General features: G+C 63.4%; 9 protein-coding genes. 5 read left to right on the forward strand and 4 right to left on the reverse strand.

Annotated elements, in window-relative coordinates; translation table 11 throughout:
- Positions 1 to 229: 229 nt before the first annotated feature.
- The 4 genes from Q6A48_RS21980 to nosR form a co-directional block, all read right to left on the reverse strand.
- Positions 230 to 727, reverse strand: coding sequence for a GNAT family N-acetyltransferase (locus Q6A48_RS21980; RefSeq protein ID WP_304556326.1), 498 nt, complete (start codon positions 725 to 727; stop codon positions 230 to 232).
- Positions 724 to 1,362 carry a LysE family translocator gene (locus Q6A48_RS21985; protein ID WP_304556327.1) on the reverse strand — a complete coding sequence of 213 codons (639 nt, stop codon included), beginning with the start codon at positions 1,360 to 1,362 and terminating at the stop codon, positions 724 to 726. Before Q6A48_RS21985 ends, Q6A48_RS21980 begins: the two co-directional genes overlap by 4 nt.
- A gap of 156 nt (positions 1,363 to 1,518) precedes the next feature.
- On the reverse strand, positions 1,519 to 1,935 hold the full coding sequence (locus tag Q6A48_RS21990; protein WP_304556329.1) for an NUDIX hydrolase: 417 nt from the start codon (positions 1,933 to 1,935) through the stop codon (positions 1,519 to 1,521).
- A 214-nt stretch (positions 1,936 to 2,149) separates the two neighbouring features.
- The gene (gene nosR, locus Q6A48_RS21995) at positions 2,150 to 3,511 is read right to left on the reverse strand and encodes a response regulator c-di-GMP phosphodiesterase, NosR family (RefSeq protein WP_304556330.1); all 1,362 of its coding nucleotides are present in this window, start codon (positions 3,509 to 3,511) and stop codon (positions 2,150 to 2,152) included.
- A gap of 229 nt (positions 3,512 to 3,740) precedes the next feature.
- On the opposite strand from nosR, the gene Q6A48_RS22000 reads away from it, so the two are divergent.
- From Q6A48_RS22000 to Q6A48_RS22020, 5 genes are read left to right on the forward strand one after another with little or no spacing between them, the layout of a single operon-like run.
- Complete coding sequence (locus Q6A48_RS22000; RefSeq protein ID WP_304556331.1) at positions 3,741 to 6,032, forward strand: GGDEF/EAL domain-containing response regulator; 2,292 nt, start codon at positions 3,741 to 3,743, stop codon at positions 6,030 to 6,032.
- A complete protein-coding gene (locus Q6A48_RS22005) occupies positions 6,029 to 7,903 on the forward strand; it encodes a putative bifunctional diguanylate cyclase/phosphodiesterase (RefSeq protein WP_304556332.1) in 1,875 nt (624 codons plus the stop codon). The genes Q6A48_RS22000 and Q6A48_RS22005 overlap by 4 nt, the downstream gene beginning before the upstream one ends.
- Positions 7,904 to 7,943: 40 nt before the next feature.
- Positions 7,944 to 8,903, forward strand: coding sequence for a cytochrome-c peroxidase (locus tag Q6A48_RS22010; RefSeq protein ID WP_304556333.1), 960 nt, complete (start codon positions 7,944 to 7,946; stop codon positions 8,901 to 8,903).
- Entirely contained in the window at positions 8,900 to 10,702 is a 1,803-nt protein-coding gene (locus tag Q6A48_RS22015) for a DAHL domain-containing sensor histidine kinase (RefSeq protein ID WP_304556334.1), read from the forward strand. Before Q6A48_RS22010 ends, Q6A48_RS22015 begins: the two co-directional genes overlap by 4 nt.
- On the forward strand, positions 10,699 to 12,105 hold the full coding sequence (locus Q6A48_RS22020; RefSeq protein WP_304556335.1) for an ATP-binding protein: 1,407 nt from the start codon (positions 10,699 to 10,701) through the stop codon (positions 12,103 to 12,105). Before Q6A48_RS22015 ends, Q6A48_RS22020 begins: the two co-directional genes overlap by 4 nt.
- The last annotated feature ends 102 nt before the right edge of the window (positions 12,106 to 12,207 follow it).

Genomic DNA, 12,207 nt, shown 5'->3' on the forward strand with positions numbered 1-12,207 from the left:
GGTGCGCGACGGCACGCCGTGGCGGGATCAAACCGCTTGAGGCCCCGGAGGGGGCCATTTGAGCCCGCAATAGCACCCAAAAGACGACCGCGGGTCGGGTGGGGGTGAAAGACAGTTGGCTCCCACAAGGATTCGTTGGGCGACATCGATTAATGTTCACAACCCCGATCCCGGTGGGAGCGAGCCTGCTCGCGATGGCGGTGTGTCAGCTTGCATCGACCGCGGTGTTCTACAGTTCGAGCCACATGTGGATCTTGTCGAAGTATTCGTCGTCTACCTGGATCGCCATGGGTTCCAGGCCATACAGCACGAAGCCGCAACGCTGGTAGAGCTTGATCGCCGGGTCGTTGCCGGCGGTGACGGTCAGTTGCACCAGGCGCAGGAAGGGGTGGCGGCGGGCTTCGTCGAGGGCGGCTTGCAGCAGTTGATGGCCCAGCCCCTGGCGGCAATGGGCGGCGCTGACGTACATGCCGAACAGGGTCGCCTTGTGCCGGGCCTTGGCCCGGGGCTCCAGGGCCAGGCCGACGATCCCGGCCAGTTGGCCCTCGTTGAACGCCCCCAGCACCACGTCCAATCGACTGGTCAGCCGTGATTCCCACCAATTGATCGGCAGCGCCGCGCGCTCACCGGCGCTGGACGTGAACGCCTGCGGGTGCAACGCATAGGCCTGGAGCATCAGTTCGCGATACGCCGGGGCATCGCCGGCCCGCAGCCGCCTGATGCTCATGCCGCACGCCGTTGCTCGATCATCAGGCGCAGCGCCAACGTGCCGAGCACGAAGCCCATGAAATAACGCTGCACGGCCAGCCAGGTCGGGTTGTGGGCGAACCAGCCGGCTATCCCGGCAGCGAACAGCGCGATCAGCAGGTTGACGCTGAAACTGACGCTGATCTGGGTCAGTCCGAGGATGAGGCTCTGGGTGAACAGCGAGCCATGCTCCGGGCTGATGAACTGCGGGAACACCGACAGGTAGAACACCGCGATCTTCGGGTTCAGGGCGCTGGTGAGAAAACCCATGGTGATCAATCTGCGCGTCGAGTCCGCCGGCAACTGCCGGGCCTCGAACGGTGAGCGGGCGCCCGGCTTCACGGCCTGCCAGGCCAGCCACAGCAGGTACAGCGCACCGGCCCACTTCAGGACTTCATAGGCCATGGGCACCGCCAGGAACACCGCCGTCAGCCCTGCGGCCGCCGCGAACATGTGCACGAAGAAACCCGCCACCACGCCCAGCAAGGACGTGACGCCGGCCTTGCGACCCTGGCAGATCGAGCGGGAAATCAGGTAGATCATGTTCGGGCCGGGGGTGAGCACCATCAGCAGGGCGGCGGCGGCGAAAATCAGCAGGTCTGGCAGTGGGATCATGGGCGTTGTTCCTAGGCTCTGTATGAGAAACCTTGATACTCGGTGATGCTGCGTTGAAACAGCCTCGGAATGCTCATTTACAACCCGTGAACTCCGTTTCCTCGGCTGTTTTCGCCTTGCCTGACCTTCGTCTCAAGACTTTTCAACAGTCCTGGATCAGCAAGCCACGGTTCGCGAGGCTCGATAAAACGGCAGGATGACCTCGCCTGTCAACGGCGCCAGCGGCAGGTCGCCCTCGCCGGCCGGATCGATCCAGCGCACTTCTTCGATTTCGGCCGCTGGTGAAACGGCGGCATCGATGCCCAGCAGGAACACCTCGGCCTGGACGGTAAAACCCGGTTCGTTGGCGGCCGGTGCGCTGAACATGCCCAGGTGACGGGCCTGGGCGGGATCGATCACCAGGCCCAGTTCTTCCTGCAGCTCCCGGGCCAGGGCCTGGACCGGTTGCTCATGGGGCTCGATCTTGCCCCCCGGCTGCATGAAGGCCCGGGTGCCGCGCTTGCGCACCAGCAGGGTTCGACCGTCAGGCCCGATCAACAGGGCGGCGGCGATGCGGATGAGGGAGGTGGTCATGAGTGATAACGCCTTGGCGGGGAAAATGGCGGGGAGATTACAGCGCGTAGCAACGGGAGCAAAGCATGGCAGCAGCTTCAGGACACGCACGGTTCCTGTGGGAGCGGGCTTGCTCGCGAAGGCGGTGTGGCCAGCAACATCGGTTGTGACTGATTCACCGCCTTCGCGAGCAAGCCCGCTCCCACAGGGAACTGTGTCGTCTACCAGGATTTTGTCAGCCCAATATCGGCCTCGGTGCCGACGGATCTTCTTCGGGCACCTTCACGAACACGCTGTAGCGGGCGCCTTCCATGGCTTCGAAGGCGATGAGCTTTTCCACCAGCGGGCCGCTCAAGACCTTGCCGGCGTTGAGCAGCAGCATGCCGTTGTCGGCGTTGAGGTTGCGCGCCAGGACCATCCCGGCGCCCAGCTCCCGGGTGGTCATGACCTTCACCGAAGGGTCCGACAAGGTCACGTCGTCCAGGTATTCGCCGCAGGCCTTGATGAAGTCCTCGATCATGTCCGGGTCATACAGCTTGCCGGCGTACTTGCGGATGTAGACCAGGGCCTCGTCGCTGTTCATCTGCCGTTCGAGGATCAAGCCGCGCTGCAGTTCGATGAAGTCCACCGCCAGTTTCAACAGCCGCGAACCGAACGGAATCGCCTCGCCCTTGAGGTGTTCGGGGAAACCGCTGCCGTCCCAGCGCTCCTGGTGATGGCGGATGATCCGCGCCGCGTCCTTCATCGGGTCCAGGGTCATCAGCAGCGATTCGCTCTGCTTCGGGTAGGCGCGGTACAGCTCCAGTTCCGTGTGGTGCAGCATGTCGGCCGGCGTGACCATCATGTTGTCGGTCCAGCTCAGCTTGCCGATGTTGTAGAGCGCCGCGGCCATGGTCAGGTCGCGATCGGTGGACTCGTCGAGGAAATGCAGGCGGCTGTAGACCCTGATCAACTCGATGATCTGCCGGTTGGTCTGCTTGGCCTTGGGCAGGCGCAGGTTGGCGATCAGCGAAAACACTTCGGTGCTGGTCACATAGCTGCGCTTGAGCTCGTCGTAGGCCAGGTCGAGCATGTCGGCGGTCTGCTGCAACTCGGAGGTGCGCGACGCCACGCGTTTTTCCAGGGTGGCGTTGAGTGTCTTGAGTTGCTGGTTCTGCTCGCGAGTCAGCGCTTCGAGGCGCTGGCGCTCGTTTTCGGAATGCTGGTGGGCCAGGGCCTGGCGCAGGGCCTGCACCACTTCCTCGTCGTTCCACGGCTTGCTGAGGTAGCGGTACAAGCCGCCCTCGTTGATGGCCTTGGTCATCATGTCCACGTCGGCGTAGCCGGTGAGCAGGATGCGCAAGGTCGACGGGTACAACTGGCGGATCTGCGCCAACAGCGTGGCGCCATCCATGTTGGGCATGCGCGCGTCGGTCATCACCAGGTCGACCGGCCGCTCCTTGAGGATTTCCAAGGCCTTGGCACCGCTGTCGGCCAGCAGGATCTCGTAGGGCTGGCTGCGCAACAACCGGCGCAGGCTGTTGAGTATCGACTCTTCATCATCGACCAACAGCACCGTCGGCTTCTTTACCGGAACGTCCGGCGATTGATCTTCCATTGCTACCCCCTCCTGATTCACGACAACCGTTCTACCGTACCCCCAAAAGACAGGCTAGTAGATTGCGAACATTTAGGCACGATTTGCCATCACTGGCCGCACGCATCCCGATCGGCCGACTATGCTGTACCCCATGAAGGGCCATGTACAGGCCAGAATACTCATGCCAGCGAAAGGGATATCAGATGGGTCCACGGTTCTATCGTCAGCCTCTCCACGGTGCACGGCCATGAACCTGCCGTCGGAAAGAGCCAACCGGCGGATCCTGATCGTCGATGACACGCCGACGATCCACGAGGATTTTCGCAAGATCCTCAGCCCCCATGCCGCATCCGACGACAACCTGAGCAGTGCCGAAGAAGCCCTGTTCGGCGCGCCGGTGGCGATCGCCAGCCAGAGCTTCGTGCTCGACTCGGCTTTCCAGGGCATGGAAGCCCTGAACAAGGTCGAAGCCGCACTGGCCCAGGGGCAGCCGTATGCCATGGCCTTCATCGACATGCGCATGCCGCCTGGCTGGGACGGCCTGGAAACCATCGAGCGGTTGTGGCGCGCCGACCCCAAGCTGCAAGTGGCGCTGTGCACCGCCTATTCGGATTATTCCTGGGAAGACATCGCCGAGCGCCTGGAGCTGGGCGATCGCCTGCTGATCCTGAAGAAACCCTTCGACGCCATCGAGATCCGCCAGATGGCCAGCACGCTGACGGTCAAATGGCAGATGACCGAAGACGCCGCGCTGAAGATGGACATGCTCGAACAGGCGGTCGAGGCGCGCACCCGGGAACTGGCCGACGCCAACATCATCGTGCAGAACAGCCCGACCATCCTCTATCGCCTGCGCGGCGAGCCACCGTTCCCGTTGATGTACATCTCCCACAACATCACCAAGTTCGGCCATGTCGCGGCGCAACTGGTCGGCTCGCCGGACTGGGCGCAAATGCTCATCCATCCCGATGACCAGTCCAAGATCGGCGACGCCATGGTCCGCGTCCTGGACCGGGACACTGCTGGCGCCTCCATCGAATTTCGCATGCGCACCGGCGACGGTGGCTACCGCTGGGTGGAGAACCGCTACATCCCGGTGCGCAACGAGCAAGGCCTGTTGCTGGAGGTGGAAGGCATCATCCTCGACATCACCGAACGCAAGCTGGCCGAGGAGAAGATCGCCCTGCTCGCCCGCACCGACGGCCTGACCGGGCTGGCCAACCGCGCCACCATGATCGAACGGCTGCACCAGGCCTTCGCCGCTGCGCGCCGGGGGGCGCCGGCGTTCGCGATGTTCTACCTGGACCTGGACCACTTCAAGCGGATCAACGACACCCTGGGCCACCCCATCGGCGACCTGCTCCTGCAGGAAGTCGCCGCCCGCATCAAGGCCTGCACCCGGGAAAACGACGTGGTGGCGCGCCTGGGCGGCGACGAGTTCGCCATCCTGCAACTGGACGTCCACGAGGCCACCCACTGCGCCGCGCTGGCGGCGAAGATCCGCGACGCCCTGGTGGTGCCCTACGCCCTGGACGGTAACGACGTGCGGATCTCGGTGAGCATCGGCATCGCCCTGTACACGCCGCAAAGCCAGAGTGCCGACAGCCTCATGGCGCAGTCCGACATGGCCCTGTACCGCTCCAAGGAAAAGGGTCGCAACCAGTACCACTTCCATAACGAGGAGATCAACCAGGAGGTCACCGACCGGGTCGCCCTGGCCAATGACCTGCGCCAGGCCATCGAAAACAACGAGCTGCACCTGCATTACCTGCCGGAAGTCGACCTCGGCACCGGGCGGATCCTCGGCATGGGCGTGCAGGTCCGCTGGAACCACCCCGAACGCGGCTGGCTGGAGCCGGCGGCGTTCATGCCGGCCGCCGAAAAGACCGGGATCATCATCGGCCTGGGCCACTGGGTGCTGGACCAGGCCTGCCAGCAGATGCGCCAGTGGCGCGACCAGAACATGGCGCCGCCGGTGATCGCCCTCGACCTGTCCCTGACCCAGCTCAAGACCGGCCCGGAACTGATCTACGACGTGCTGCGCACCACCGCCCGCTGGGAACTGGCCCCCTGGGACCTGCGCTTCGACGTCACCGAAGCCACCCTGGCCCAGACCAAGTGGACCCACAACGATGTGCTGCCGCGCCTGTGCGAACTGGGCGTGCAGATCGCGATCGATGAATTCGGCACCGAGTATTCCTCGTTCGACTACCTCAAGACCTACCGGGTCAACCACCTCAAGCTCGCCCAACGGTTCCTCGACAGCGCCCATGCCGACCCCGGCAACGCCACGACCCTGCGGGCCATCCTCAACTTCGCCCGGGACGTGGGCATCGGGATCATCGCCGAAGGCGTCGAGACCCAGGAGCAACGCACCACGCTGATGTCCAGCGGTGGGACGATGCAAGCCCAGGGGCACTACTTCAGCACGGTCGTGGACAGCCACCAGGCCGCCGAGCTGCTCAAGGCCGGCAGCATCGTCCCGGCGACCGACCACTGGACCCGCCCCCCGAGCCAGCTATCGGAGAGCACCCCATGAACCCTTTGTCGGTACCGGCGAACAGGCGAATCCTGGTGGTGGACGACACACCGGCCATCCACCAGGACTTCCGCAAGATCCTCAGCGCCGGCAGCAGCGGTGATGACTCGCTGGACGACACCGAGAGCCTGCTGTTCGGCACGCCCCAGGTCACCCGTCCGCAGTTCCAGATCGATTCCGCGTACCAGGGCGAAGAAGCGCTGGAACTGGTCAAGCGCGCCCAGGCCGAAGGCCAGCCCTATGCCCTGGTGTTCGCCGACATGCGCATGCCGCCGGGCTGGGACGGCCTGCAGACCATCGAGCGGCTGTGGGAAGCCGACCCGCGGCTGCAGATCGCCCTGTGCACGGCGTTCTCGGATTATTCCTGGGAAAGCATGGCCGAGCGGATCGAGTTCGACGATCAGTTGTTGATCCTGAAGAAACCCTTCGACACCCTGGAAATTCGCCAGATGGCCAGCGCCATGACCTGGAAATGGCAACTGGCCCAGGATGCGGCGCGCAAGATGCGCAGCCTGGAACGCACGATCGAGGAACGGGTCCAGGAGTTGCTCAAGGTCTCCCACCTGCTGCAATACGACGTGCTCACCGAACTGCCCAACAGCATGTTGCTCGGCGACCGCCTGACCCAGGCCATGGCCCAGTGCCGCCGGCATGACCGGCAACTGGCGGTGATGTTCCTCGGCCTGGACCGGTTCAAGCGCGTCAACAACGCCCTGGGGCATCCGGTGGGCGATGAAATGCTCAAGCGCGTGGCCCGGGCGCTGTCCACCGTGGTGCGCGAGTCCGACTCGGTGTTTCGCTACGGCTCCGATGAATTCGTGGTCGTGCTGGGGGACATCAGCGACTCGCAGCAGACCAAGGGTGTGGCGGAAAAACTGCTGGCGGCGGTCAGCACCCCCCAGCCGATCGACGGCCATGACTTGACCGTCACCGCGAGCCTGGGCGTGAGCGTGTACCCGACCGACGGTTTCGACGCGGTGGCGCTGATCAAGAAAGCCGAGACGGCGATGCGCAACGTCAAGGAAGCCGGCCCCAACGACTACCGGTTCTTCACCGAGGACATGAATCGCCGGGCCCGCCAGCAGCAGACCATCGAGTCCGGCCTGCGGCTGGCCCTGCAACGCAAGGAATTCGTGCTGCACTACCAGCCCAAGCTCGATCTGACGAGCGGCAAGGTGGTCGGCGTCGAGGCGCTGGTGCGCTGGAATCGCCCGGACCATGGCCTCGTCTACCCCTCGGACTTCATCCCGGTGGCCGAGGACAGCGGCCTGATCGTGCCCCTGAGCCAATGGGTGCTCCAGGAGGCCTGCCAGCAGGCGCGCACCTGGCAAGACCAGGGCATGCGGCCGCTGTACCTGTCGGTGAACGTCTCGGCCATCGACTTTCGCCAACGCGGTTTCGTCGACGGCATCGCCCGCACCCTCAAGGAAACCGGCCTGGACCCGACACAGTTGGAACTGGAGATCACCGAAAGCGTGCTGATGCAGAACATCGACACCACCGTCGCGACCCTCAGGAGCATCAAGCAACTGGGCGTCCGGCTGGCCATCGATGATTTCGGCACCGGGTACTCGAGCCTGAGCTACCTGCAGAAGTTTCCAGTGGACGTGTTGAAGATCGACCAGTCGTTCGTGGGCGACCTGAGCATCGACAGCAATGACGCCAAGCTGGTGAGCACCATCATCAGCCTGGGCAAGGGCCTGAACCTGCACATCATTGCCGAAGGCGTGGAAACCCTGGAGCAGCTGGATTTCCTCAGGGCCCACCAGTGCGAAGAAGCCCAGGGTTACTTCTTCAGCAAGCCCGTGGAACCGCAAGCCTTCGTCCAATGGATGGCCGAATGGGAACAGCGCCCTAACCCGTTTTCCTGAAACAGCCTGCTCCATCAACCCACGTTCAAGGAAGTCTTCGATGGCGTCACCCGGACTCTTGTTGGCTCTCGGCCTGTTCATGGGGCTCAGCGTGGCCGCCCACGCCGAACCCCTGGACGAACCCCTCAAGCCACTGCCCCCCGTGCCCACGCTGGACCCCAAGCGGGTCCAACTGGGCCAGCGGCTGTTCCACGACCCACGGCTGTCGGTGAACAACGCCTTGTCCTGTGCCAGTTGCCATCGCCTGGACAAGGGCGGCGCCGACGACAAGGCGCTGTCCCTGGGCTTCGACGGCAAGCCGGTGGAAGTCAACACGCCCACGGTGTTCAACGCCAGCCTGAATTTCCACCAGTTCTGGGACGGCCGCGCCGACACCCTGGAAGAACAGGTGCACATCGTGGTGACCAGCCCCACGGAAATGGGCAGCACCTGGGAAACCGTGGTCAAGCGCATCGCCGACGACCCGGGCTACGCCAGGGATTTCGCCGCGGCCTACCCCGACGGCGTGACCAAGCCGAATATCCAGGGGGCCCTGGCCGATTTCGAACGCACCCTGCTGCCCCCCAACTCACGCTTCGACCAGTACCTGCTGGGCAACACCGACATCCTCACGCCCCGGGAAAAATTCGGCTACGAGCGGTTCAAGGAATATGGCTGCATCGCCTGCCACCAGGGCGTGAACATCGGCGGCAACATGTTCCAGAAATTCGGCGTCATGGGTGACTACATCGCGGATCGAGGCAACATCACCCAGGCCGATGAAGGACGCTTCAACGTCACCGGCGATGAAGGTGACCGCCAGGTGTTCAAGGTGCCCAGCCTGCGCAACGTCGCCATCACCGCACCGTATTTCCACAAGGGCTCGGCACAGACGCTGGAGCAGGCGGTGGAAGTGATGTTCAAGTACCAGCTGGGCCGTGAGCCCACCGGCAAGGATACCGAGTTGATCGTCGAGTTCCTCAAGACCCTGACCGGCGAATGGGAGGGCAAGCCCCTATGAAAGCCCTCCGTCGACTGGGGCTGGCCTTCATCGGCCTGCTGCTCGTTTCGGTGCTGTTGTTCATGTATATCCAGTCGGGTGCGCAACAGGCCGCTTCGTACATCGAGTCCCGGGACCTGGTGCGGCAGTTGAAACAGCAGGACGCCATCTGGGACAACGAAGTGCTCAAGACCCGGATCGCCCTGACCCACAACTACGACCCCCTGGTCTCGCCGCTGCACGAAATCACGCGGCTCTGGCAGCGCCTGGATGCCATTGAGTCGGCCTCGGGCCGCCACGCCCCGACGCTGTGGGAAACCCAGCGCGACGAGTACCTCAAGGCGGTGAAGGAAAAGACCCGCCTGGTGGAAAAATTCAAGTCGCACCACGCGATCCTGCGCAACTCCCTGGCTTTCCTGCCGATGGCCGAGGACGATATCCAGGGCCAGTTCGCCCGGCTGAGCGATGAGCAAAGATTGCAGTTGCAAAACGTGGCCATCGACACCTACGACCTGCTGCTCAGCAGCATGGAGTTCGCCCAGCTCACCACCCCGGACACCGCCGCCGAGGTGCTGCTCGGCCTGAATCGCCTGGACGTCAACAAGGAGCGCCTGCCCGAGGGCTTCCAGAAGGCCGTGACCACCATGAGCCGGCACATCGCGCTGGTCCTGCGCGAACAACCCCAGGTCAACGAATTGCTGGAGGGCATCGAAGCCGTGCCGGTGTCCGACCGGCTGGACACCATCACCAGCCTGCTGGACAAGGACCAGGAAACCGCCGCCGCCCTCCATCAGCGCAACCATATCTACCTGATGGTGTTCGCGATGTTCCTGGTGTTGATCCTGATCTGGCTGGCGATCCGGCTGGTGCGCAGCTTCGCCGAGATCAAACGGGTCAACAACGCCCTGCAAACCGCCAACGACGAACTGGAGCAACGGGTGGAGGAACGCACCCGCCAGCTCAAGGACACCCAGAGCGAACTGATGGACACCGCCCGCCAGGCCGGCATGGCGGAAATCGCCACCAACGTGTTGCACAACGTTGGCAACGTCCTCAACAGCGTGAACATCTCCGCCGACCTGGTCAGCCGCAAACTGCGCAACAGCAAGGCATTGGGGTTGGGCAAGGCGATGCAGCTGATCAACGAACACCCCCACGACCTCGGGCATTTCCTCACCGAGGACGAGAAAGGCAAGCTGCTGCCTGGCTATCTGAACCAGTTGGTCGAGGCCATCGCGACCGAGCAACAGGGCCTGACCGACGAGCTGGCGCAGTTGAGCAAGAGCGTGGACCACATCAAGGACATCGTCTCGACCCAGCAATCCTACGCCGGGGCCAACAGCCTGCTGGAACCCCTGGTGATCAGCGAACTGCTCGAAGACGCCCTGCGCATGAACTCCGGCGCCCTGACCCGCCACCACGTCACGGTCATCAAGGAGTACGGCGACGTACCGCGGATCATGGGCGACAAGCACCGCTTGCTGCTGATCCTGATCAATCTCATCAGCAACGCCAAGTACGCCATGGCGGGGGTTTCCAACCATGCGCGAAACATGACGCTCAAGGCCGCGGTGGTGGACGGCGAGACCCTGCAAATCAGCGTCAAGGATGAAGGCGAAGGCATCCCGGAGGAAAACATGACACGCATCTTCGCCCACGGCTTCACCACGCGTAAGGAAGGCCACGGCTTTGGCCTGCACAGTTGCGCACTGGCGGCCATCGAAATGAACGGCCGCCTGACCGCCCACAGCGATGGCCCAGGCAAAGGGGCCACGTTCCAATTGCAGGTACCGTTGAAACTCGCGGAGGGTGAGCCATGAACACCCTGAGCAATCGCCGTATCCTGTTGATCGACGACACGCCGGCCATCCATGAGGATTTCCGCAAGATCCTCACCCCCGAGGACGACACTAACGCCGACCTGCTGGACATGGAAAGCGCCCTGTTCGGCGAGGCACCGAAACCGGTCGCCCCCGTCTTCGAACTCGACTCGGCCTACGGCGGCCAGGAAGGCTTGAACAAACTGCTCGATGCCCAGGCCCGGGAACGCCCCTACGCCCTGGCCTTCGTCGACATGCGCATGCCCGAGGGCTGGGACGGCGCCAAGACCATCGAAGAACTCTGGAAGCGCGACCCGCTGTTGCAGGTGGTGGTCTGCACCGCCTATTCGGATTACTCCTGGGACGAACTGCTGGAGCGCCTCAACGGCCACGACCGGCTGCTGATCCTGAAGAAGCCCTTCGACAACATCGAAGTCCAACAGATGGCCAACACCCTGACCACCAAATGGGCGATGACCGCCCGCGCCGAGTTGAAAATGAGCAAGCTCGAAGACCTGGTGGAGCAGCGGACCCAGGCGTTCAAGCAGGCCAGCGAGTTGCTGCAGATGGAAATCGACGAGCGCAAGCTGCTCGAAACCCAGCTGGTGCAATCGGAAAAGCTCGCGTCCCTGGGCCAGTTGGCGGCCGGGGTGGCCCATGAAATCAACAACCCCATCGGCTTCATTTCTTCCAACCTGGGGGCCCTGGACGGGTATTTCAGCAAGCTCCAGGAAATGCTCTCGGCCTATGGCAACGCCGAGGCCGCCATCGCCTCGCCGGAACAATTGGTGCACCTGAGGACATTGCGCGAGCAGGTCGAGCTGGACTTCCTGGTGGAGGACATCCCGCTGCTGATCAAGGAATCCAAGGACGGCATCAGCCGCGTCGGGCAGATCGTCAAGGACCTGAAGGATTTCTCCCGCGTCGACTCCAACCAGGAATGGCAGATGGCGAATTTGCAGCAGGGCATGGATTCGACGCTGAACATCGTCGCCAATGAAATCAAGTACAAGGCCGACGTGGTCAAGGAGTACACGCCGCTGCCGGAAGTCGAGTGCCTGCCGTCGCAGATCAACCAGGTGATCATGAACCTGATCGTCAACGCCGCCCAGGCCATCGGCCCGGAACGCGGCACCATCACCCTGCGCAACGGCGTCGACGGCGATACCGTCTGGATCGAAGTCGCCGACAATGGCTCGGGGATCGCGCCACAGACCCTGCAAAAAATCTTCGACCCGTTCTTCACCACCAAGCCCATCGGCCAAGGCACCGGGCTCGGCCTGTCGTTGTCCTACGGCATCGTGAAAAAACACAACGGAGAGATCACCGTACGCAGCGAAGTGGGCGTCGGCACCACCTTCCGCGTGGAATTGCCAGTGCGGCAAATGAAACAGGCGGGGTGAAGGTCCGCACCGCCCAACGACACCGAACAAGCTTTTGTGGCGAGGGGATTTATCCCCGCTGGGTCGCGCAGCGGCCCTGGAAGCGGCTGCTGCGCCCCCGAG

This window comes from Pseudomonas citrullilanati (assembly GCF_030580855.1).
In the GTDB taxonomy this organism is placed as follows: Bacteria; Pseudomonadota; Gammaproteobacteria; order Pseudomonadales; family Pseudomonadaceae; genus Aquipseudomonas; species Aquipseudomonas citrulli.